At 74.0% G+C, this 22,640-nt stretch carries 21 protein-coding genes and 1 tRNA gene; 16 read left to right on the top strand and 6 right to left on the bottom strand.

The annotated features are described in order from the left end of the window. Nucleotides 1-85 precede the first annotated feature (85 nt). From J3P32_RS06615 to J3P32_RS06605, 3 genes are all read right to left on the bottom strand, one after another. Complete coding sequence (locus J3P32_RS06615) at nucleotides 86-1,486, bottom strand: glycoside hydrolase domain-containing protein (protein WP_210439015.1); 1,401 nt, start codon at nucleotides 1,484-1,486, stop codon at nucleotides 86-88. A gap of 81 nt (nucleotides 1,487-1,567) precedes the next feature. Further along, nucleotides 1,568-1,981 carry a hypothetical protein gene (locus tag J3P32_RS06610; protein WP_210439014.1) on the bottom strand — a complete coding sequence of 138 codons (414 nt, stop codon included), beginning with the start codon at nucleotides 1,979-1,981 and terminating at the stop codon, nucleotides 1,568-1,570. A gap of 9 nt (nucleotides 1,982-1,990) precedes the next feature. Further along, nucleotides 1,991-3,073, bottom strand: a complete 1,083-nt coding sequence (locus tag J3P32_RS06605; protein ID WP_210439013.1) for a hypothetical protein — start codon at nucleotides 3,071-3,073, stop codon at nucleotides 1,991-1,993. Between the two features lie 205 nt (nucleotides 3,074-3,278). Between J3P32_RS06605 and J3P32_RS06600 the strand changes: the two genes are divergently transcribed. The 16 genes from J3P32_RS06600 (at nucleotide 3,279) to J3P32_RS06525 (ending at nucleotide 19,784) form a co-directional block, all read left to right on the top strand. Further along, nucleotides 3,279-3,632 carry a hypothetical protein gene (locus tag J3P32_RS06600; RefSeq protein WP_210439012.1) on the top strand — a complete coding sequence of 118 codons (354 nt, stop codon included), beginning with the start codon at nucleotides 3,279-3,281 and terminating at the stop codon, nucleotides 3,630-3,632. 2 nt (nucleotides 3,633-3,634) lie between these two features. Continuing rightward, a complete protein-coding gene (locus tag J3P32_RS06595; protein ID WP_210439011.1) occupies nucleotides 3,635-4,864 on the top strand; it encodes a hypothetical protein in 1,230 nt (409 codons plus the stop codon). 57 nt (nucleotides 4,865-4,921) lie between these two features. Next, nucleotides 4,922-7,204, top strand: coding sequence for a phosphoribosylformylglycinamidine synthase subunit PurL (gene purL / locus J3P32_RS06590; protein WP_374222527.1), 2,283 nt, complete (start codon nucleotides 4,922-4,924; stop codon nucleotides 7,202-7,204). A 34-nt stretch (nucleotides 7,205-7,238) separates the two neighbouring features. Beyond that, nucleotides 7,239-7,973 carry an alpha/beta hydrolase gene (locus tag J3P32_RS06585; RefSeq protein WP_210439010.1) on the top strand — a complete coding sequence of 245 codons (735 nt, stop codon included), beginning with the start codon at nucleotides 7,239-7,241 and terminating at the stop codon, nucleotides 7,971-7,973. A gap of 100 nt (nucleotides 7,974-8,073) precedes the next feature. After that, the gene (locus J3P32_RS06580) at nucleotides 8,074-8,415 is read left to right on the top strand and encodes a sterol carrier family protein (RefSeq protein WP_210439009.1); all 342 of its coding nucleotides are present in this window, start codon (nucleotides 8,074-8,076) and stop codon (nucleotides 8,413-8,415) included. Between the two features lie 9 nt (nucleotides 8,416-8,424). Further along, nucleotides 8,425-9,234, top strand: a complete 810-nt coding sequence (locus tag J3P32_RS06575; RefSeq protein WP_210439008.1) for a GNAT family N-acetyltransferase — start codon at nucleotides 8,425-8,427, stop codon at nucleotides 9,232-9,234. 211 nt (nucleotides 9,235-9,445) lie between these two features. Then, nucleotides 9,446-10,483: a 2-keto-3-deoxygluconate permease gene (locus tag J3P32_RS06570; protein ID WP_210439007.1), complete on the top strand. Its 1,038-nt coding sequence runs from the start codon at nucleotides 9,446-9,448 to the stop codon at nucleotides 10,481-10,483. Next, nucleotides 10,480-11,583: a four-carbon acid sugar kinase family protein gene (locus J3P32_RS06565; RefSeq protein ID WP_210439006.1), complete on the top strand. Its 1,104-nt coding sequence runs from the start codon at nucleotides 10,480-10,482 to the stop codon at nucleotides 11,581-11,583. Before J3P32_RS06570 ends, J3P32_RS06565 begins: the two co-directional genes overlap by 4 nt. A 10-nt stretch (nucleotides 11,584-11,593) precedes the next feature. Next, nucleotides 11,594-12,628 (top strand): 4-hydroxythreonine-4-phosphate dehydrogenase PdxA, encoded by a 1,035-nt coding sequence (gene pdxA, locus J3P32_RS06560; RefSeq protein ID WP_210439005.1) that lies wholly within the window; start codon nucleotides 11,594-11,596, stop codon nucleotides 12,626-12,628. 51 nt (nucleotides 12,629-12,679) lie between these two features. Continuing rightward, complete coding sequence (locus J3P32_RS06555) at nucleotides 12,680-13,474, top strand: GntR family transcriptional regulator (RefSeq protein WP_210439004.1); 795 nt, start codon at nucleotides 12,680-12,682, stop codon at nucleotides 13,472-13,474. A gap of 44 nt (nucleotides 13,475-13,518) precedes the next feature. Beyond that, entirely contained in the window at nucleotides 13,519-14,883 is a 1,365-nt protein-coding gene (locus J3P32_RS06550) for a dipeptidase (protein ID WP_210439003.1), read from the top strand. Between the two features lie 331 nt (nucleotides 14,884-15,214). Continuing rightward, nucleotides 15,215-15,682: an SRPBCC family protein gene (locus J3P32_RS06545; RefSeq protein WP_210439002.1), complete on the top strand. Its 468-nt coding sequence runs from the start codon at nucleotides 15,215-15,217 to the stop codon at nucleotides 15,680-15,682. Next, complete coding sequence (locus J3P32_RS06540; protein ID WP_210439001.1) at nucleotides 15,679-16,719, top strand: NAD(P)H-binding protein; 1,041 nt, start codon at nucleotides 15,679-15,681, stop codon at nucleotides 16,717-16,719. The genes J3P32_RS06545 and J3P32_RS06540 overlap by 4 nt, the downstream gene beginning before the upstream one ends. 59 nt (nucleotides 16,720-16,778) lie before the next feature. After that, entirely contained in the window at nucleotides 16,779-18,314 is a 1,536-nt protein-coding gene (gene purF, locus J3P32_RS06535) for an amidophosphoribosyltransferase (RefSeq protein WP_210439000.1), read from the top strand. A gap of 39 nt (nucleotides 18,315-18,353) precedes the next feature. After that, nucleotides 18,354-19,439, top strand: a complete 1,086-nt coding sequence (gene purM / locus J3P32_RS06530) for a phosphoribosylformylglycinamidine cyclo-ligase (RefSeq protein WP_210438999.1) — start codon at nucleotides 18,354-18,356, stop codon at nucleotides 19,437-19,439. A 156-nt stretch (nucleotides 19,440-19,595) separates the two neighbouring features. After that, nucleotides 19,596-19,784, top strand: a complete 189-nt coding sequence (locus J3P32_RS06525) for a DUF3073 domain-containing protein (protein WP_210438998.1) — start codon at nucleotides 19,596-19,598, stop codon at nucleotides 19,782-19,784. Between the two features lie 158 nt (nucleotides 19,785-19,942). On the opposite strand, the gene J3P32_RS06520 is transcribed toward J3P32_RS06525, so the two are convergent. The 3 genes from J3P32_RS06520 to J3P32_RS06510 form a co-directional block, all read right to left on the bottom strand. Continuing rightward, nucleotides 19,943-21,031, bottom strand: a complete 1,089-nt coding sequence (locus J3P32_RS06520; RefSeq protein ID WP_210438997.1) for a Glu/Leu/Phe/Val family dehydrogenase — start codon at nucleotides 21,029-21,031, stop codon at nucleotides 19,943-19,945. A gap of 102 nt (nucleotides 21,032-21,133) precedes the next feature. Continuing rightward, entirely contained in the window at nucleotides 21,134-22,450 is a 1,317-nt protein-coding gene (locus J3P32_RS06515) for a hypothetical protein (protein ID WP_210438996.1), read from the bottom strand. Nucleotides 22,451-22,550: 100 nt separating this feature from the next. Beyond that, nucleotides 22,551-22,624: transfer RNA gene (locus J3P32_RS06510), tRNA-Phe, on the bottom strand. Between the last annotated feature and the right edge of the window lie 16 nt (nucleotides 22,625-22,640).

Raw genomic sequence — 22,640 nt, 5'->3', positions numbered from 1 at the left:
GGCTCTGCGAACTTCTCGGGGTGTGCAGGCCCCCGGAAGTTCGCAATCCCCCGCTTAAGCGGGGGATTCGAGAAGGCCGCCGCCCTCACAACCCCCGCTGGAGCTTGTTCCAGGTCTGCCGCGTCGCGACCCCGGAGACCGCGATCCGGAGGCGGGACTGGTACGCCCGCAGCGCCGACTCGGTCTTCGCGTCGAACACGCCGGTCGCGCGGAACCGCCCGGCGCCGGCCGCGTTGAGCGCGCGCTGCAGCCGGTGCACCGCCTCGTCGGAGGAGCCGCGCTTGACCGTCGTACGTGCCCCCGCGGAGAGCAGGGCGACCCAGTGCCGCTTCTCGAAGGTGTCGGTCGGGGTGAACCTGCGGGCGGCCTGCCAGGCCCGGGCGGCGGCGATCGTGGCCGCGTCGTACGAGCCGCTCACCGCACCGGAGTAGGTGCCCTGCTCCTCGAGCAGGCACTGCAGCACCTTCACGCGCGTCGCCTGCGCCGAGGCGGGCGAGAGCGTCGGGTACTTCCAGTAGCCGAGCCGGGTGCCGGGGCAGCGGCCCTCCGGCCGGGGCTGGGAGCCTGCGCCGAGGTCGATGAAGTTGCTGTCGATGTTGATCGTGACGCCGCCCCACGTCTCGTCGTGGCCACCGCGGTACTGCTTCATCCGGCCGCCCGGGCGCCAGCCGTCCTCGGGGATGTACGTCGTGGAGGTGTTGGCCGCACCGTCCCAGCGGGCGATCCAGATGCGGTCGGGGAGCGCGAACCGGCCGGGCCGCAGCCGCCGCGCGTCGTCGAGCATCTTGATGCCGGAGCTGGCGCTGGAGTAGAAGCCGGCCACGTAGCCGAGCGCCTTGATCCGCGTCACCCACGCCGAGGTGAAGACCAGCGCCGACTCGCGGCAGTGGGTGTTGCCGAGGTCGAAGCCCTCGAGGTCGTACCAGATCGTGCTGCCGGGCCCGATCCCGTACGCCGCCGCGTCGGCGGCGTTCTCGTCGGCCTCGGCCGCCCCCTGCCGGGCCGCCTGGGCGTAGCCGCCCGTCGGGTTCGGCGAGATCGAGAAGTCGTCCTTGTAGCGGGGGAACCGCGGCTGGCAGGAGGCCTGCGGGCCGAGGGCGATCGGGAGCAGCCGCCAGCCGCGCGCGACCTGGGTCGCGACCCAGGTCGGGCTGAGGTTCGGTTGGGAGCGGCAGGCGCGCGAGTCGCCGGAGATGTAGATGCCCACCGCGGAGAACGGGGACGTGCGCCACCACGTGTCCATCGCCGCCTGCGTCGGCGCCAGGCACTGGTCGAAGCCGTGACCGGTGAAGTCGCCCGGGGTGGCCAGGGCGATCTGGCGCTGGGTGGCCAGCTTCCGGGCGCTGGCCGCAGGCGCGCCGGCCGCAGGCGCGCCGGCCGCAGGCGTGCCGGCCGCGCGGGAGCCGGCTCCGTCAGCGGTCGCGGGAGCGGGTCCGACGACGGGGACGAGGACGAGCGCGAGGGCGGCGAGGGCGAGGCGTCGCATGAGGACTCCAGCAGGCGGGGTGTGGGCGGGCGGGCGCCACGAAACCACACCAGTCACAGCCGTAACAGTGGTTCGCGTGAACTACACTGCGGTAGTTCCGGAGCCGCGGTCCGGCACCTCGTCGAGGAGGTAGTTGCCCCTCGCCTCCTCCTGCTCGACCAGCTCCTCGAAGGCGAGGGCGATGTCCTCCTGGTGCTCCTCGACCATCCTCGAGAGGTGTCCCTGCAGCAGGGCGCCGTTGGGGGACTCGCCCGAGAACACCCGCTCCCAGGTGTCCTCCCCGCTCGTGATCCTCGCGACCAGCGCCTGCATGTCCTCCCCGAGCTCGCCCGACCGCGCCTGCTCCTCGAGGGCCTCCCTCTCGTCCTCGGTGAGCAGCGGGCGGGCGTTCAGCTCCTCGACGGTCGCCCTGAGGTCGGCGAGGCCGGCCGTCAGGTCCTCGCGGGCCGCGGCGATGGCCGCGAGGATCTCGGCCTGGCTGCGGGGCTCGTCCATGCCGGGCGCCTACGCCGTGACGGCCGCGGGGGCGGCCGGCGCGACGGGTGCCGGCCGCTGGCCGATGGTCGGCGTCGTGACGGTGCCGGGGTCGCGTGTGAGGCTGCTCGGCGCACCGGTCGCGGCGGGCGCGGTCGGCCTGGAGACGGGCGCCCTATCGCCGTCGAAGAAGCCCTTCACGCTCTCGATGAGCGAGCGCACCTGCGTGAGGACGTCGATGAGCTTCACGAGGGCCTTGTACGCCTTCATCACCGCCTCGAACGCCTGCCACACCGCCTGCACGACGCGGGCCCAGCCGACGCCGGGGATGCTCATGGTGGCGAGCGCGGACGACACGGTCTGCACCGCGGACTGCACGCACTGCACCACCGACAGCGCGGTCTGCCAGGCGTCGCGGCAGATCTGGACGACGGTCTGACCCATCTGGACGAGCTGGCCGGCCTGGGCGTCGAGCGACCCGACCCAGGTGCCGATCTGCCTGATCGCCGCGTCGGAGGCGCCGCCCTGCCACGTGCGGGAGATGGTCTGCCCGCCGCTCTGCAGGTTGGCGGCGACACCCTGCATCGACTGACCGAGGTTCCCGAGGCACGAGCCCTGGCTGGACGCGCCGACCACGTCACCACCGATCCTGTCGGCCAGCTCGGCGCGGATGTCGAAGCCGGTGAGCATCCGCACCAGGTCGCACACGGTGTCGTAGGGGAACCCGAGGCTGATGCGGGGCAGGCTGGTCTCGGTCGGAGCAGCACGGCGGATCGTGGTGTCGGCGACGTCCCAGAACCCGGCGGATCCGTCCCGACCGTCGACGCCGCGGGCCTGGTGGCGACGGACGATGCCGTCCTCGGTCAGGGTGAAGTCGCGGGCGGTGGCGCGCAGAGCCTCGGCGTGGTCGCGCATCCCGGCGCCGTTGTCCTCCAGCGACTGGTGCAGCGACGGGAGGAGCGCGTGGTAGGCGCCCGTCATGGTCTCCAGGATGGGGCCGAAGTCGGCCTGGACCAGGCTGTGACCCCCGTTGCGCGCGATGCCGGCCAGGTCGTCGCCGGCTCGCTGCACCTGGACGGTCCAGGCGTCGAGCTCCGAAAGGTCGACGGTCATCACGGCGTTCATCGCGGCTCCTGGGGGTTCCGGTGGCTGGGCGAGGAGGTGGCGCTCAGCGCGTCGTTGGTCGACTTCCCCGATCCCGCCCGGGCGAAACCGACGGTTGCGGATCGACTCGTCCGCAGGACCGCCGGGTGGGTGTTTCGCCGGTCGTCCGCGCGGGTATCGAGGTGAGGTGAGCGGAAGCGGCAGGCGTTCCCTGATGCAGGTCGAGCCGGCCAGGCTCGTCGAGCTGGCGGCCTCGTCGGAGCGCATCCTGGCGGCCATGCGCCAGGACTGGGTCGACGCCCTCCCCGAGCTGTCCGCGGCCTGTGACCGCCTCGGCGACGCTGCGGGCGCTGCCGGCCTCACGGCGTCCTACCTCGACTCGCTGACGGACGCCGGCGACGTCGTCTTCGCGCTGACCGACGCCCTCGACCTCGGCGTCTCCGGGCTGGTCGACGCGGCGCAGGACGCCGTACGGGCCGACGACGCCGTCGCGTCCGACCTCGACCGGACCGTCCACCTGCTGGGCCAGGACGTCCCCGCCATCCCGCCGGGGCAGGGGGGTCGCTGACCGTGCCGGCCCACCCCTGGGAGCTGCGTGCCGACGTCCGGCCGCTCGAGACCGCCGCCCGGCGGTGGGCCGAGGTGGGCACGCTCATGGCGCGCCACGGCGACGAGCTCGTCGACGCGGCTCGGCGGACCACCGAGGGCTGGGACGCGTCGTCCGCCGAGAGCTACGAGGACCACCGCCGCCGGGTGCTCGACAACCTGGACCGGTTCACCACGCTCGCCGCCCAGGTCTCCCGCCTCCTCTGCGCCGTGAGCTCCCTCCTCACCGAGGCGCAGAAGGAGCTGGACCAGGCGTGGACGAAGGTCGCGATGGTCCCGCACGAGGTCGTCGGTGAGGCGCGCCACCTGGTCTTCGCGCCCGCGGAGGACGACGAGCGCGGCACCGTCACGGCCGGCGAGGCGGAGGCGGAGGAGATCCGTCGCCGCCTGACGCTGGCGCTCGACCAGGAGGGCGCACGGCTGCGGTCGGCGCGGGCCGATCTCGTCACGGTGCGCACCGAGCTGACGACGCTCGCAGGCGGCACGTTCCCCGGCGCCGGTCCGGTGCCGGAGGCGTCCGGCGTCGGCACCGCCCCGGCCGTCGCCACGTCCGTGCCGGGCGCTGCGCAGGGCGGCGTCGCGACCGCACTGCCGCCCCTGGGCCGGGTCGCGGCGTCGCTCCCGGACCTCACCGGCATCTCCGCGGCTGCCGTCGCGCCGTTGGGCGCCGCCGCGGCCGCGGCCGGCGGGCTGCCCGCCCGGCGACGCGGGGGCACGCCCGCGTCCACGGTCGCGCCGCCCATCGGCGGCGTGGGCGCCGGCGCCGTGGCCGCGCGCGCCGGGACGACGTCGCGCGGCACCCCGAGCGGCCGCACCGGGCCGTCACCGACGGCGGCGCCACGCCCGGAGCGGGCTCCCGCGGAGCAGGCCGCCGCGCGCGCCGCCCGGGACAAGGCGGCCGCGGAAGCAGCGAGGGAGGCGGCCAGGGAGTCCAAGCGGGCGGTGCTGGGGGAGAAGCGCGCGGAGCGTGCTGCCCGCCGCGCCGAGCGCGAGGCGCAGCGCCTCGCGGGCGGCCGGTCGGATCGCCCGGCAGAGGGTCGGGTGGAGGGCCGGGCGGAGGGCCGGGCGGAGGGCCGGGCGGAGGGCCGCACCGGGGTGGGCCGCGCCGCTCGTGCCGATGACGAGCGCCGCGAGGTCGTCGACGGCGTCCACGAGCCGACTCCCGAGGCGGGGCGCGCGCAACAGCGCCGGTAGATTGGGGTCGTGCCCGAGACGAGCGCCCCGCAGTCCCCCTCCCTGACGACCGCCGGACTGACGACGTCCGGCGCGACCGGCACCCTGGACACGGTGGCCCTGGCGTCCACCGACGCCACGCGCGAGCAGCCGTGGGCGGACCTCGGCCTGAAGGCCGACGAGTACGCCCGGATCCGCGAGATCCTGGGCCGTCGGCCGACGAGCTCCGAGCTCGCGATGTACTCGGTGATGTGGAGCGAGCACTGCTCCTACAAGTCCACCAAGGTGCACCTCAAGCAGTTCGGTGAGATCCCGCAGGAGACCCCGGTCGGCAAGATGCTCGCCGGCATCGGCGAGAACGCCGGCGTGCTCGACATCGGCCAGGGCTACGCGGTGACCTTCAAGGTCGAGAGCCACAACCACCCGTCGTTCGTCGAGCCCTACCAGGGGGCGGCCACCGGCGTCGGCGGCATCGTCCGCGACATCCTCGCCATGGGTGCCCGGCCGGTCGCCGTGATGGACCCGCTGCGCTTCGGCCCGCTCGAGGCCCCTGACACCGCGCGGGTGCTGCCGGGGATCGTGGCCGGCGTCGGCGGCTACGGCAACTGCCTGGGCCTGCCGAACATCGGCGGCGAGGCGGTCTTCGACGAGACCTACGCCGGCAACCCGCTCGTCAACGCGCTGTGCGTGGGTGTGCTGCGCCACGAGGACCTCCACCTCGCCAAGGCGTCGGGCGTCGGCAACCAGGTCGTCCTCTACGGCGCCCGCACCGGCGGCGACGGGATCGGCGGCGTCTCGGTGCTGGCCAGCGAGACCTTCGACGAGACGGGTCCCGCCAAGCGGCCCAGCGTGCAGGTCGGCGACCCCTTCATGGAGAAGCTGCTCATCGAGTGCACGCTCGAGCTGTTCGCCGCCGGCGTGATCGCCGGCATCCAGGACCTCGGCGGCGCCGGCCTGTCCTGCGCGACCTCCGAGCTCGCCTCGGCCGGCGACGGCGGCATGCACGTGGAGCTCGACCGGGTGCCCCTGCGCGACTCCACGCTCGCGCCCGAGGAGATCCTCATGAGCGAGTCGCAGGAGCGGATGATGGCGGTCGTCGAGCCCGCCGACGTCGAGGCGTTCATGGCGATCTGCGCGAAGTGGGACGTCGAGGCCGTGGTGATCGGTGAGGTCACCGACTCCGGTCGCCTGGAGATCGACTGGCACGGCGAGCGGGTCGTCGACGTGCCCCCGCGCTCCGTTGCCCACGACGGACCCACCTACCAGCGCCCCTACGCCCGCCCCGACTGGCAGGACGAGCTCCAGGCCGACGGTGCGGAGCGGCTCCCGCGGCCGACGACCGGTGCCGAGCTCCGCGAGACCCTGCTGCGGCTGGTGGCCAGCCCCAACCTCTGCGACAAGTCGTGGATCACCGACCAGTACGACCGCTACGTGCAGGGCAACACCGTGCTCTCGCAGCCGGCCGACTCCGGCATGGTGCGCGTCGACCCCTCGACCAACCTCGGCGTCTCGGTCGCCACCGACTGCAACGGTCGCTTCGCCAAGCTCGACCCCTACACGGGCGCCCAGCTCGCGCTGGCCGAGTCCTACCGCAACGTCGCCACCGGCGGCGCCCGGCCGCTCGCGGTCTCCGACTGCCTCAACTTCGGCTCCCCGGAGGACCCGGCGGTGATGTGGCAGTTCGCCGAGGCGTGCCGCGGCCTCAAGGACGCGTGCCTCGAGCTGGGCATCCCGGTCACCGGCGGCAACGTGAGCCTGTACAACCAGACCGGCGAGACCGCGATCCTGCCCACCCCGGTCGTGGCGGTCCTCGGCGTGATCGACGACGTCACCCGGCGTACGCCGACCGGCTTCGGCGCGGCGGGGGAGCGGGTGTTCCTGCTCGGTGAGACCCGCGAGGAGCTGTCGGGCTCCGAGTGGGCCCACGTCGTCCACGGCCACCTCGGCGGTCTCCCGCCGCGGCTCGACCTCGCCGCCGAGCAGGCGCTGGCCGCGCTGCTCCAGGACGCCGCCCGCGACCGCGTCGTGACCAGCGCCCACGACCTGTCCGACGGGGGTCTGGCGCAGGCGCTGGTGGAGTCGACGTTCCGCGCCGACATCGGGGCCTCGGTCTCGCTGGCGGGCGTGGCCGACGACCCGTTCGTCGCGCTCTTCTCCGAGTCCACCGCCCGCGCCCTCGTCACGGTAGCCGACGACCGGGCCGACGCGCTGGTCGAGCTGGCGCAGCAGCACGGCGTACCCCTCACGCCGCTCGGGCGGACCGGCGGCGACAGCCTCGCCGTCGAGGGCGTCCTCGACCTCCCGGTGGCGGACGCGAAGGCCGCCTGGCGGGCCACGCTGCCGGCGGTCCTCGGCTCCTGACGGGCGACGGGTGGGCTCACCGTAGGCTCGCCGCGTGACCGCGCCGACGAGGATCGCCTACGGCGAGGACCCCAGCCAGTGGCTCGACCTGCACGTCCCCGCCGGTCGGAGCCGCGGCCTCGTGGTGGTGGTCCACGGGGGCTTCTGGAAGGCGCAGTACGGCGCGGAGTACGGCGCCCCGCTCGCGAAGGACCTGGTCGGGCGCGGCTGGACCGCGGCCAACGTGGAGTACCGCAGGGTCGGCATCGGCGGCGGCTTTCCGGCGACCCTCGACGACGTCGATGCAGCGATCGGCGCGGCTGCCCGGCAGGATCCGACGGGCGCCGCGGGTCCGCTCGTTGCCCTGGGGCACTCCGCCGGGGGGCACCTCGCCGCCTGGGCCGGCGCCCGCACCCGCTTCGAGCGGTGGGCCGACGGGCCGCCCCTGACCCACGTCGTCAGCCAGGCCGGCGTGCTGGACCTGCGCTCCGCCGTCGCCCAGCACCTCGGCGACGGTGCCGCCCTCGCGTTCCTCGGTGACGCCGGGGAGCCGGCGTACGCGGAGGCGGACCCGCTGGCCCAGGTCCCCCTCGACGTGCCCCTGTGGGCCGTGCACGCACGCGACGACGACACGGTGCCGTTCGAGCAGGCCGCGACCTACGTCCAGACCGCGACGGCAGCCGGTGCGGACGCCACCCTCGTCGAGGTCACCGGCGGCCACTTCGGGATCATCGACCCGAGCAGCCCGGCGTGGGACGCGTGCGTCGAGGTGCTCGACTCGATCGGCTGAGCACCCTGAAGGCAGTTCGCGTGCCGCCGCCGAGGCTCCACGCTCGCCGCCGGCCCACCTCGTCCGAACTGCCTGCACGACGCCGGTCTAGCCTCGGGTCGTGCCCGCACGCCTCAGAGTCCTGACCCCCGAGCAGCTCGACGCCGCCCGGAGGGACTCCGACACGCGGGCGCTGGTCAAGCACTACCTCGCAGTGCTCGAGGAGCGCGCGCCCGGACGGTCCGTGGAGGTCCGGGTCCCGCCCTACGCCGCCGTCCAGGTGGTCCCCGGCGTCCGGCACACGCGAGGCACGCCGCCGGCCGTCGTGGAGACCGACGCGGAGACCTGGCTCGCACTCGCGACCGGACGGACGACGTGGGCCGAGGCGCTCGGCTCGGGCGCCGCCGTCGCCAGCGGCGAGCGCACCGACCTGTCGCCCTACCTCCCGCTGACGTCGGGCTAACCTCCGCCCATGAACGTCGGCTCCCTCGGCTTCCGCACCGACCTGGCCCTGCTGACCGCGTCCGGCAGCCTCGTCGAGGACCGGGGCACCCACCTCGTGGTCCGCTCGCCCGAGAACCCGTCGTACTTCTGGGGCAACTTCTTCCTGCTCGCCCGACCTCCCGTCCCGGGCGGCGAGAAGGAGGTGGTGGGGGCGTTCCACACGGAGTTCCCCGACGCCGACCACGTCAGCATCGGCATCGACACCGCCGACCTCACCGAGGAGGCCCGCGCCGCGTTCGAGGCCGCAGGCCTGACCGTGGACGTCGCGACCGTGCTCACCGCCACCGAGCTCCGCGCTCCCCGCGAGGTCGAGGCCGAGGTCAGGCCGCTGGAGTCCGAGGAGGACTGGGAGGCGCGCGCGCCGCTGAGCCGGCAGCTCTACCCGGAGACCTCCGAGGAGGCGTTCCTGGCCTTCGCCCGCAACAAGAACGTCCAGGAGCGACGGCTCGTCGACGCCGGTCGCGGCCGGCGCTTCGGCGCGTTCGTCGACGGGGCGCTGGTCTCCACCGCCGGCGTGTTCGTCACCGAGGAGGGCGTCGCCCGCTTCCAGAGCGTCGAGACCCATCCCGACCACCGGCGCCGGGGGCTCGCCGCGGCCGTCGTCCACGCGGCCGGCCGGCACGCGCTCGACCGCCTCGGCGTACGCACGCTCGTCATCGTCGCCGACACCGACGGCGAGGCCATCGGCCTCTACCGCCGGCTGGGCTTCGTCGACGCCGAGCGGCAGCTGATGATGGAGAAGCGCGGCGGCGAGTGGGCGTCGCTCGACGACCGCTGAGGCCGTCCGCCGCCCGTTCCCCTCGCGGCTCCCGCCGCCTGCCGCCCCAGCCCTGCCGCGCCCGCCTCGGCCCGGGGTCCGCACCCGTGTCCCGGGGGGCCCTGACCCCAACCCGTGCCCCTGTGACGGTTGACACGGTCGCGTCCACGTGCGACTCTGCTTGTACGTACAAGTTGTACGTACAAGACGGATCCCCCGAGGTGACACCGACATGACCGACCCGACCACCGGCGACCGCGAGATCGCCCCGCTCTACCAGTGGATGGCGCGCATCCCCGGCGGACTGATGCTGATCCCACTGGTGATCGGCTCGCTGCTGGGCACGTTCGCCTCCGGCTTCCTGGAGATGGGCTCCTTCACCACGGCCCTGTTCCAGGACAGCGCGCTGCCGCTGATCGCGCTGCTCATCTTCGCCACCGGCACGCAGGTGACGCTCAAGACGAGCGGGCCGGTCGTGGCTACCGCGGGCGTCGTGCTGCTCTGCAAGAGCATCGTCCCGGCGACGATCGTGATCCTGCTGGGACAGGTCGTCGGGATCGACGGCGTCCTCGGCGTCTCGATCCTGGCGTTGCTGGTGGCCGTGGACAACAGCAACGGCGGGCTGTGGCTGGCCTTCACCGGCCGCTACGGCGACAAGCGCGACCGCGGTGCTTACATCGCCTCGGCGCTCAACGACGGCCCCTTCTTCTCGATGCTCTTCCTGGGCGCCTCGGGCCTCGCGGACATCCCCGTGAGCGCCATGGTCGCCGCCATCGTCCCGTTCCTCCTCGGCATGCTGGTCGGCAACCTGAACCCGCACTGGCGTGAGGTCCTGCGTCCCACCCCGGCCATCGTGATCCCGTTCTTCGCGCTGGCGCTCGGCACCGGCATCGACCTCAACAACATCGTCAAGGGCGGCCTGAGCGGCCTCGTCGTCGGTGTCATCGTCGCCCCGGTCACCGGCCTGTTCGTCTACCTCGGCTACCGCTTCCTGCTTCGCCGCGGCTACCGGTCCGGCATCGGCTTCGCCGCCGGCACGACGGCGGGCAACGCGATCGCCACGCCCGCCATCATCGGTCTCGCCGACCCCGAGTTCGCGCCGTACGTCGAGACGGCCACCGCCCAGGTCGCGGCCGCCGTGCTCGTGACCGCCATCGTGGCGCCGCTGCTGGCGTCCGCGGTGCTCAAGAAGGAGGGCGGCCTCCTCACCGAGGAGGAGATCGAGCGCCTCGACGACATGGACCTCGGCGTCAAGGAACCTCGCCTGTGAAGGTCCTGGTCCTCGCCGACGACCTGACCGGAGCGGGCGACAGCGTGGTGTCGTTCGCCCGGTCGGGCTGGTCCTCCCTGCTCTCGCTGAGCGGGGGGTGGCGCCAGGAGCCTGCCCAGGACGCCGTCGCCGTGACCCTGGACAGCCGCCGCGACCCGCGGGCCGCCGCCGTGACGGCGCAGGCCGTGGGCGACCTCGCTCCCGACCTGCTCTACCTGAAGATCGACTCGACGGTGCGGGGCCGCGTGGCCGAGCAGGTGCACGGCGCGGTCGCCGGTCGCCGGCGCTCGCGCCCCGGGGCGTACGCCGTCCTCTGCCCCGCCTACCCCGCGATGGGCCGCACGGTCGAGGACGGGCACGTGCTCGTCGAGGGCGTGCCGGTCCACCGCAGCGCCGCGGGCGACGATCCGGTCACACCGGTGGAGCAGTCCGACCTGCGCGCGCTCGTCCCGGGGGCGGCGCTCGCCACGGGCGACGACCTCGGGACGGCCATCCGCCGGGCCGCCGAGGACCACGACGTCGTCCTCGTCGACGCGCGTGACCAGGCCGACCTCGACCGGCTCGCCGCCGCCATCGCCGACATCGGGCCGGACGCCGTGCCCGTCGGCTCGGCCGGCCTGGCCGGCGCCCTCGGCCGGGCCTGGCGCGCCGGTCCGCCGCCGGCCACCCTCGGTCACGTGAGCGTCCCGGCGGACGGCCGGACGCTGGTCGTCGTCTCGTCGCTCCACCCCGTGGCCCGCGACCAGGTCGCGGAGCTGGAGCGCGCGGCCGACGCGTCGGTCGATCTGCTCGTCACCCCCGCCGAGCGTGTCGACGGCACCGCCGACCGCCGCGCCCGCGAGCTCGGCGCCCGAGCCGCCGAGGTCCTCGCCGACCGGTCCCACGACCTGCTCGTGCTGGTCGGCGGCGACGGGGCGGCGCAGGTCCTGCGCGCCCTCGGCGCGACCGGCATCGGCGTCCTGGACGCGCCCGTCGAGGGCGTGCCCGTCGGCACGCTGGTCGGCGGGCCCCGCGAGGGCCTCGTCGTCGCCACGAAGGCGGGCGGCTTCGGGAACACCCAGACCCTGACCCAACTGATCGGCGCCGTGCGCGGCGCCTGAGGAGCACACCATGAGCACCCTGCCCGTCCTCGGCCTCACCCTCGGCGACGTCGCCGGCATCGGCCCCGAGATCACCCTGCGCACCCTGCTGGACCACCCCGACCTGCGCGAGGAGTGCGTGCCGGTCGTCGTCGGCGACGCCGGCGCCCTGCGACGCGCGGCCGCGCTCGTCGGCATCGACCCCGAGGTGGTCGTCACCGTCGACCACCCGTCCGAGGCGACCAACGACCCGGGGCTCGTGGAGGTGTTCCAGGTCGGTGAGCCGATGGAGGAGGTCCCGCTCGGCCAGCTCAGCGCCGTGGCGGGCGACGGGTCGTACCGCTTCGTCGTCGCCGCCTGCGATCTCGCGAAGGAGGGCGCGATCGACGGGATCGTCACGGCTCCGCTCAACAAGGCGGCGATGCACGCCGGCGGGCACAAGTACCCCGGGCACACCGAGCTCCTCGCGGAGCAGTTCGGCGTGCAGAACTTCTCGCTCGTGCTGTCGGCCGGAGACCTCTACTTCTTCCACCTCACCACGCACGTCTCGCTCACCGAGGCGATCGCGGGCATCACCCCCGAGCGCACCGACGACGTCCTCGACCTCGTGCACGCGTTCGCCGGGGCGATGGGCCGTCCCGACACCCCCGTCGGGGTCGCCGGCCTCAACCCGCACGCCGGGGAGAACCGTCTCTTCGGCGACGAGGACGCCGACGTCCTCGAGCCGGCGGTGCAGCGCGCGCGGGAGCGGGGCATCGACGCCCACGGCCCGCTCCCGGCCGACGCGCTGATCCCCCAGGCGGTGCGAGGCAAGTGGGAGCTGGTGGTCGTGTGCTACCACGACCAGGGCCATGCTCCCTTCAAGGCCGTCTACGGCGACGACGGCGTCAACATCACCGTCGGCCTGCCCGTCGTGCGGGTGTCCGTCGACCACGGCACCGCCTTCGACATCGCCGGCACGGGCGTCGCCCGCGAGGCCAGCCTCGTGCTGGCGACGCGGCGGGCTGCGGCGCTGGCGCCCGGGTGGGACTCGGTGTGGCGGACCGCGCAGCGGGTCACCGTCTGAGGTCGGGCCTCGGCCCGGCCGGGGTCCAAGACGGCGCATAGGGTTGCGGCCGTGAGCGAGCGCCCCCTGCCCCTGCACGCCCAGGTCGAGCGGGCGCTGCGTGAGCGGTTGGACAGCCGCGACCTGCGCCCGGGCGACCTGTTCCCCAGCGAGGCGGCGCTGCAGCAGGAGTTCGACGTCTCGCGCTCCGTCGTGCGCCAGGCGCTCGCCACGTTGGAGGCCGAGGGCCTGATCCGGAAGGTGCGGGGGCGCGGCTCGGTCGTCGCCGAGCACCGGGAGGTGCACCGCGACGTCCGGCGCCCGGGGCTGCGACTGGTGGCCGGCGGCGCCGGCGAGGTGTCGACGCGCGTGGTGTCGTACGACGTCGTCGCGCGCCCCGACCACCTGCGGTCGATCCCCGACGAGCGGGTGCTGCAGCTCGGCCGCGTCCGGTCGGTCGGCGGGGTGGTGCTCAGCTACATTCGCACGTGGCTGCCCTTTGACGTCGCCGACGCGGTGAGCCGCGACGACCTCGTCGACGCCTCGCTGCACCAGCTGCTGGCCGACCGTCTCGACCGGCACGTGGTCGGCGGCCACCACCAGGTGCGGGCGGTCCCGGCGACCGCCGCGCTGGCCGACCTGCTCGGCGTGGCCGTGGGCGCCCCGCTGCTCCTGCTGGAGGGTCGCAGCGTGGATCGGGAGGGCCGGGCGCTCGAGGAGTTCTCGACCTGGCACCGCGGCGACCTGGCCGCCTTCGACGTCGAGTCGGTCCCGCCGTCGGCGCGCCCCGATGCCGCGGACGAGCGGATCGACCGCCTCGCGCGGACCGCCCGCCAGCTGCTCGAGGAGCTCGAGACGCTCCGCTGAGCCCGCCTCGCCGTCGTCCCGTCACCTGCTCCTAGGGTGTGCGCATGACTGTCGACATCGCCGCTCGCCTCGCCGAGGTCATGCCCGGCATCCGCCGCGACCTCGAGGACCTGATCCGCATCGAGTCCGTCTCCGCCGACCCCGCCCGGGCCGGCGAGGTCGAGCGCAGTGCAGAGGCCACCCGCGACCTGTTCGCGGCCGAGGGGTTCGAGGCCGAGATCGTGCGTGCCCACGACGGTGCGCCCCCGGCCGTCATCGCGCGCAAGGCGGGCCCCGAGGGCGCGCCGACGGTGCTGCTCTACGCCCACCACGACGTGCAGCCCGAGAACGACCACGCCGACTGGGACTCCCCGCCGTGGGAGCCCACGGAGCGTGAGGACGGGCGCGGGGACGTCCGGCTGTACGCGCGCGGAGCCGCCGACGACAAGGCCGGCATCGCCGCCCACCTCGGCGCGGTCCGCATCTTCGGCGACGACCTGCCGGTCAACCTCGTCATGTTCATCGAGGGCGAGGAGGAGGTCGGCTCCGACACCCTCGTCGAGCTGCTGGAGGCGCACAAGGAGCGGCTCGCCGCCGACGTCATCGTCATCGCCGACTCCGGCAACTGGGACATCGGTGAGCCGGCCCTCACGACCAGCCTGCGCGGCCTGGTGCGCATGGACGTGGAGGTGCGCACCCTCACCCACGCCGTGCACAGCGGCATGTGGGGCGGCCTGGTGCCCGACTCCATCCTCACCCTCAGCCGCGTCGTCGCGACCCTGGTCGACGACGCCGGCAACGTCGCCGTCGAGGGCCTGCACTCCGGCCCCGCGGCCGACGTGGAGTACCCCGAGGCCCGCCTGCGTGCGGAGTCCGGCGCCGCCGACGGCGTCGAGTGGATCGGCTCCGGCCCGATCGTCGAGCGCCTCTGGACCAAGCCGTCGATCACCATCACCGGCTTCGACGCGCCCAAGGTCGAGGGAGCCTCGAACACCCTCGTCCCCGCCGCCCGCTGCCGCATCAGCATGCGCATCGCACCCGGGGACACCACCGCCAACGCGGTGGCGCGCCTGCAGGCGCACCTCGAGGAGCACACACCCTGGGGCGCGACCCTCACCACGACCGTCGTCGACACCGGCGAGGCCACGCAGATCGACGCCAGCGGTCCGGCGTACGACGCCGCGCGGGCCGCGTTCGCCGAGGCCTGGGACGGCACCGCCCCGGTCGACATGGGCGTCGGCGGCTCGATCCCGTTCATCGCGGAGTTCCTCGAGGCGTTCCCCGAGGCCAGCGTCCTGGTGACCGGCGTCGAGGACCCCGACACCCGCGCCCACGGCGCCAACGAGGGCCTGCACCTCGCCGAGTTCGAGAAGGTCGTCAAGGCCGAGGCCCTGCTGCTGCGCAACCTCGGCGAGCTGCCGCGCGGCTGACGCCTGCCCGAGCGGTGCGTCACGCACGTTCTGGCGCCTCAAAACCTGCCTCACGCACCGCTCCCCGGCCGACCCCTGCCCGAGCGGTGCGTCACGCAGGTTCTGCCGCCTCGGAACCTGCCTCACGCACCGCTGCGCGCACGACCCCTGCCCGAGCGGTGCGTCACGCACGTTCTGGCGCCTCAAAACCTGCCTCACGCACCGCTCCCCGGGCGGCCCCTGCCCGAGCGGTGCGTCACGCACGTTCTGGCGCCTCAAAACCTGCCTCACGCACCGCGCCCCCGGCGACGCCAGACCGCGGAGCGCTGGAACCCGTCGGTAGCGTGGCGCCATGGCGACGTTCCGTGCCCGCGACCGCTCCTCGGCGGTGCTGCGCTCCGCTCGGAGCGAGGTCTGGGCGGCCCTGACGGACCCGGCCCTGATTGCGCGGATGACGCCCTACGTCACCGGCATCGAGGTCGACGGCGACCGCTGGACCTGGCGGATGGGCACGATCCCCGTGCTCGGCGTCTCGGTCGCGCCGACGTTCACCGAGGTGATGGACCTGCACCCGCAGGAGCGGATCGTGTTCACCCACGACCCCGACAAGCCCGACGAGATGACGTCGGTGATGGGGACGTACGTCCTCGCCGACCACCCCGGCGGGGGCACCGAGGTCAGCATCGACCTGCAGATCGCCTGCACCCTCCCGCTCCCGGCGCTGGTACGTCCGGCCGTCGAGCGGGTGATGGCGGGCGTGGTCAAGCACATGGGCGCGGTCTTCTCCCGCAACCTGCTCCGGCACCTGGGGGAGGCATGAGGATCCTGGTGCTCGGCGCCACGGGGTACGTCGGCTCGCGGCTCGTGCCGCACCTCGTCGAGCGTGGGCACGACGTCGTCGCGGCCTCCTCCTCCCCGCCCCGACCGGACCGCTTCGGCTGGGACGACCGCGTCCGGGCCGTCCAGTGCGACGTCACCGACCCCGTGCCCGTGACGGAGGTGGTCCGCGACGTGGACGCCGTCGTCTACCTCGTCCACTCCCTCGATCGCCCCAACTTCCCCGACCGCGACCGCGTCGGCGCCCGGACGGTCGCCGATGCCGTCGCCGACAGCGACGTGAGCCGCTTGGTCTACCTCTCCGGTCTCGTGCCCGACGTGCCCGAGCCCGAGCTGTCGGCGCACATCGCGTCCCGGCTCGAGGTCGAGCGGATCCTGCTGGCCTCGACCGACGGTGCGGTGGCGCTCCGGGCCGGGGTCGTCATCGGCGCCGGCTCCACGTCGTTCGAGATCGTGCGGCAGGTCGCGACGCTGTTCCTCGTGCAGCCGGTCCCGGCATGGATGCGCAGCCGGGTGCAGCCGGTGGCGGTCTCCGACGTGCTGCGCGCGATCCGCGAGGCGCTGGGCGACGACGGCCCACGCGGCGCGGTCGACCTCGGCGGGCCGGACGTCGTCGAGTATCCCGACCTGCTGGCCCTCTGCGGCCAGGAGGCACGTCTCGCGCGGCTGCGACTCCCGGCGCCGGTCGCGCCGACCGGGCTCGTCGGGCTCGCGACCGCGCTGGTCACCACGGCGCCGTTCCACACCGTGACCGCCCTCGTCGAGTCCCTGCACCACGACATGGTCTGCCGGCCCGCCCACACCTGGCAGCCGCGCACCGGCGGACCGCTGCTCGGGCTCGACGAGGCCGTACGGCGTGCGCTCACGCCGATGTACGCCGGCCCCGAGGGCGGGCTGCCGTCCGATCCCGCGTGGGCGCGCGGCAACGCCCTGCTCGACGTCGTGCCGCTCCCCGCCTCGGGGCGGGCCGCGGCCCGGCTGGCCCTGCACCGCCTGCGCGGCCTGCTGCCCGACACCTGACGACGCGGGGGCCCGGCGGCGACTGGGGGCTGCGGCGCGATCGGCCGTAGACTGGGGTGGTGCCCCAGCCGACGAGCAAGCGGAAGGGCGGCGACGGCCGCCTGACCACGGCGATCGACCCCCACGACCAGGGCCCGCAGGACGCGTGCGGCGTCTTCGGCGTCTGGGCCCCCGGTGAGGACGTCGCCAAGCTGACCTACTTCGGGCTGTACGCCCTCCAGCACCGCGGCCAGGAGTCCGCGGGCATCGCGGTCAGCAACGGGCGCCAGATCCTCGTCTACAAGGACATGGGCCTGGTCTCGCAGGTCTTCGACGAGTCGACCCTCGACTCGCTGAAGGGCCACCTCGCGATCGGCCACTCGCGCTACTCCACGACCGGCGCCTCGACGTGGCACAACGCCCAGCCGACCTTCCGGCCCACCGTCGAGGGGTCGATCGCGCTCGGCCACAACGGCAACCTCATCAACACCCACGAGCTGCGCGAGAAGGTCGCGGAGCTGCCCGGAGCGGCCGGCGAGCTCGACATCAAGGGCGTCGAGGCGACCAACGACACCAGCCTGGTCACCGCGCTCCTCGCGCACCACCCGGACACCAGCCTCGAGCAGCGCGCCCTCGAGGTGCTGCCCCAGCTGCGGGGTGCCTTCTGCTTCGTCTGGATGAACGAGCACACGCTGTACGCCGCCCGCGACCCGCAGGGCATCCGGCCGCTGGTGCTGGGGCGCCTCGACCGCGGCTGGGTCGTCGCCAGCGAGGACGCCGCGCTCGCCACCATCGGCGCCAGCGTGGTCCGCGAGGTCGAGCCCGGCGAGATGATCGTCATCGACGAGAACGGCCTGCGCTCCCACACCTTCGCCGAGCCCGCGCGCAAGGGGTGCGTGTTCGAGTACGTCTACCTCGCCCGCCCCGACGCCACGATCAGCGGCCGCAACGTCCACGAGGCGCGCGTCGAGATGGGCCGCCGGCTGGCGCGCGAGTTCCCGGTCGAGGCCGACCTCGTCATGCCGGTGCCCGAGTCCGGCACCCCCGCCGCGTCCGGGTACGCCGCCGAGTCCGGCATCCCCTTCGGACAGGGCTTCGTCAAGAACGCCTACGTCGGACGCACGTTCATCCAGCCGAGCCAGACGCTGCGCCAGCTCGGCATCCGGCTCAAGCTCAACGCGCTCGAGCACATGATCCGCGGCAAGCGCGTCGTCGTCGTCGACGACTCGATCGTGCGCGGCAACACCCAGCGCGCCCAGGTGCGGATGCTCCGCGAGGCCGGTGCCCTCGAGGTGCACGTGCGGATCTCCAGCCCGCCGGTGAAGTGGCCGTGCTTCTACGGCATCGACTTCGCCACGCGCGCCGAGCTCATCGCCAACGGCCTCGACGTCGACGAGATCGCCGCGAGCGTCGGGGCCGACAGCCTCGGCTACATCTCGCTCGAGGGCATGGTCGAGGCCACCGGCCAGCCGGCCGAGCGCCTGTGCCAGGCCTGCTTCACCGGTGAGTACCCCATCGAGCTGCCCGACGAGAGCCTGCTCGGCAAGCACCTGCTCGAGGCGACCCTGCAGTCGCCCACGATGGGCCGGGCGCTGCCGGTCCTCAACAACCCCTGACCCGCACGCCGCCACCCGCCCCCCACACCGAGGAGAGCCGTGACCGAGCAGCACGACAGTGCCCAGACCGAGGGCGCCTACGCCGCTGCCGGGGTCTCCATCGAGGCGGCCGACCGCGCCATCGACCTCATGAAGGGCTGGGTCGAGAAGGCGCGCCGGCCCGAGATGATCGGCGGGCTCGGCGGGTTCGCCGGCCTCTTCGACGCCTCGGCGCTCACCGGCTACCAGGCGCCGCTGCTCGCCACGTCGACCGACGGGGTCGGCACCAAGGTCGCCATCGCCCAGCTGATGGACGTCCACGACACGATCGGCTTCGACCTCGTGGGCATGGTCGTCGACGACCTCGTGGTGTGCGGCGCGGAGCCGCTGTTCATGACCGACTACATCGCGTGCGGCCGCGTCGTGCCCGAGCGCATCGCCGCGATCGTCAAGGGCATCGCCGAGGCGTGCGTGGTCGCCGGCTGCGCGCTCATCGGCGGCGAGACCGCGGAGCACCCCGGCCTGCTCGGCCCAGACGACTACGACGTCGCGGGCGCCACGACCGGGGTCGTCGAGGCGAGCAAGCTGCTCGGTCCCGGCCGCGTCCGGCCCGGTGACGTGGTGATCGCGATGGAGGCCAGCGGCCTGCACTCCAACGGCTACTCGCTGGTGCGCCACGTGCTGCTGCAGCAGGCCGGGTGGACGGTCGACCGGCAGGTCGACGACTTCGGCCGCACCCTCGGCGAGGAGCTGCTCGAGCCGACCCGCATCTACGCCAAGGCCTGCCTCGACCTCGCCGAGCGCACCGAGACGCACGCGATGTCGCACGTCACCGGCGGCGGCCTGGCGGCGAACCTCGAGCGCGTGCTGCCCGCGGAGCTGTCGGTGCGGATCGACCGCTCCACGTGGACGCCGCAGCCGGTCTTCGACGTCGTACGCCGCGTCGGGGACGTGCCGCAGGCCGACCTCGAGGCCACCCTCAACTGCGGCGTCGGGATGGTGTCGCTGACACCGCCGGACGCCGTCGACACGGCCATCTCGGTGCTCGCCGGTCACGGCATCCGGGCCTGGGTCGCGGGCGAGGCGCGCATCGACGCCGACGACGGCGGGCGGGTCCTGCTGGAGGGCCAGCACCCCGGCTGGTGAGACGCGGGCAACTTTCACCCGCGAAATGCCGGACCACGGTGTGCGGGAACAGCCACCCCTCAGGTAGCGTTGTCCCCACGATATGTAACCGTTCAGACCGGGTGCGTCGGGGAGCTCCTCGACAGCCCCGGCCAAGTGTGCGAGGGGGTCGACCCTATGGGGCGCGGCCGAGCGAAGGCGAAGCAGACCAAGGTTGCCCGCGACCTGAAGTACCGGACTCACGAGACGGACTTCGGCGCGCTGGCGAAGGAGCTGCACGGAGAGGCGACTCACTCCACGAGTGAGGTCGAGCCCGACGAGGACGAGTGGTCGGACTATGCCGACCCCCGTCGTCGCGCAGACTGACTGATCGCACCTGATCACCTCACCCGGGGGGACCGGGTGGGTGGGCGTACGACCGCGCCCCGGCGCGGAGCGTGCACGGGTGTGCTGCGCCGGGACGACGAGCCGGCGCGTCCTGACCTCACGGTGAGGACGCGCCGACCCGTCGCCGGCGAGCGGGGTCAGCGCAGGTGGATGCCGCGCAGGCGGCCGACCTCGCGCATGCGGCGCTCCGCCAGGCGGTCGGCGGCCTCCGCGCTGGTGACGCCGTCGGCCTTGGCGAGCTCGAACACCCGCCGAGTGGTGTCGAAGATGCCCGTGGCGCGCTGCTTGGCGCGGTCGAAGGAGAAGCCCTCGAGCTCGTCGGCGACCTGGATCACCCCACCGGAGTTCACGCAGAAGTCGGGTGCGTAGAGGATGCCGCGCTCCTCGATCTGCTTCTCGATGCCCGGGTGCGCGAGCTGGTTGTTGGCCGCGCCGCAGATGATCGTGGCGCGCAGCACGTCGAGCACCTCGTCGCTGATCGCGCCGCCCATGGCGCACGGGGCGTAGACGTCGATCTCGCTCGCCACCAGCTCCTCGGTGGACGCGACGGCCTCGACCTGCGGGAACTGGGAGCGGATCGCCTCGACCGACGGGGCGTGCACGTCGGTGACGACCACCCGGGCGCCGTCCTCGATGAGGTGCCGCACGAGGTGGCGACCGACCTTGCCGACGCCGGCGATGCCGACGGTGCGGCCCGCGAGCGTGGGCTCGCCCCACGCCTGCTCGGCGGCGGCCCGCATGCCCTGGAAGGTGCCGAACGCCGTCAGCACCGAGCTGTCGCCAGCGCCGCCGTGGGCGACGGTGCGGCCGGTGACGAAGTCGCACTCGCGGGCGACGTGGTCCATGTCCTCGCTGAACGTGCCCACGTCGCAGGCGGTGAAGTAGCGCCCGCCCAACGACTGGACGAAGCGGCCGTAGGCGCGCAGCAGGGCCTCGGTCTTCAGCTCCGCCGGGTCGCCGATGATGACGGCCTTGCCGCCGCCGAGGTCGAGGCCGGCGAGCGCGTTCTTGTAGGACATCCCCCGCGAGAGGTTCAGGACGTCGACGATCGCGTCGTCGGTGCTGGCGTAGGGGTAGAACCGGGTCCCGCCGAGGGCCGGGCCGAGGGCCGTGGAGTGGATGGCGACGATGGCCCTGAGGCCGGTGGCGCTGTCGTTGCAGAAGACGACCTGCTCGTGCTCGGTGCCGAGCTCGAAGACGTCGACGCCGGTGGGTGCTCCAGACATGCTCGTGGGTCCTTTTCTGTGGGTGCGGCCGCGGGGTGTGCGGACCTGGTCGTGCGGTCGAGGGGTGGTGACCGCCGTCACGCTCAGGGTAGACCCGGGCCGTCACCGCGACCGCATCACCACCACGTCGCCGTGGGTGCCGTAGCCGAGCAGGCTCCCGCCGGCCGCCCGGCCGTTGAAGGTCACCATCAGCCACCCTTCGTCGGTGCGCGCGACGGTCGGCCAGGGGAGGTTCGTCGGGTACGGCGCGTCCAGCGTCCCGAGGTCGCGCATCGCGAGGTCGAACGCCGCGAACCGCGCGCGTTGCCCACGTCTCGAGTCGCGACCGTCGCTCGCGAGCACGACCATCCGGCCGTCGACCTCGACGAGGGTGGTGCCCTCGGTCGAGCGCCGGTCGGTGGCGGCGCCGAGCAGCCGCAGGTCCTCCAGGCTGGCCCCGCCGGCAAGGGCCGGGTGGAAGTCGAAGAAGCGCCGTGCGCTCACGAACCCCACGAGCCACCCACCGTCGCGGTGCACGAGGTGCGGGTCCCACGTGGCGATGGATTCCAGCCCGTCGGTCGGCAGCGGCAGCTCCCGGGTGTCGAGGACGTGCGTGCCCCGCAGCACGTCGGTGCCGGTGGGCGGCTCGGCGAGGGTGACCCGCAGGCCGGCCGGGGTACGACGTCCGGCGCGCGTCGTCGGCGCCTCGAAGTCGCCCCACGTGCTCGTCGCGACCAGCCAGCGGCCGGCGGCGCGCACGACGTGCGTGGCGTGGTCGCCGAAGACCCCCGGGCGGTCGGGTCGCCGGAAGAACAGGTCGGCGCTGTGCGCCAGGTCGAGGGTGTCGGGGTCCAGGCGCCACACGCTCGTGTGGGCGGTGTCGAAGAAGCCCGGCCCGGCGGACGTCGCGGTCAGCCAGAGCGCGCCGCCGTCGCGCAGCGGCGCGCCGTCCTCCTCGGTGACGAAGCGGACGTCGCGCAGGCCCAGCTGGCCGAAGCCGCCCGCGAGGCCGCCGGCGGGTGGGAGCTCGACCTGGAGACCGGCCAGCGCGGCCTCCTCGCGGGTGTCGAGCACCTCGCGGAGGTCGTGCCGGGCCCGCGCCACCCAGCCAGCGGGCTCGAGGCTCCACGCGGTGGCGTGGGTCCCGGTGAGCGTCACCGCGAGCCCGCTGGGCGACTCCGTGCGGTGGAAGCGCCGGCTGCGGTGGTCGGTGCCGTCGACGTCGAGGGACACCGAGCCGCCGTCGGCGACGGCCGCGAGGCGGCTGCCGCCGAGGTGCAGCGTGACCGGTCCGGCGACGTCGGGCGTGGTCGCAGCGACGTACGGCGCCACCGAGGGCAGCGGCACGGTGCCGCCGGAGGCCCGGTCGAGGCGCACCGAGCCGGGGGAGACCAGGTCGACGGGCCGCGTCCGGCGGACGATCTCGAGGCGGGGGAGCACCGGTCCATCCTCGCCGACGCGCCGGACGCCGCACGGGGACCACCTCCCGGACACGCAGCAGGGCCCCGATCGGGACGTGATCGGGGCCCTGCTGTGCTTGTGGGCAGGGGCGGGGTCGAACCGCCGACCTATCACTTTTCAGGCGATCGCTCGTACCAACTGAGCTACCTGCCCAAGCGTGGTCGAGGAT

The sequence above is a fragment of the Nocardioides xinjiangensis genome, assembly GCF_017916385.1.
Lineage (GTDB): Bacteria > Actinomycetota > Actinomycetes > Propionibacteriales > Nocardioidaceae > Nocardioides > Nocardioides xinjiangensis.
Note: the sequence above shows the minus strand (reverse complement) of the source record. Positions and strands in the feature narration are given on the sequence as shown.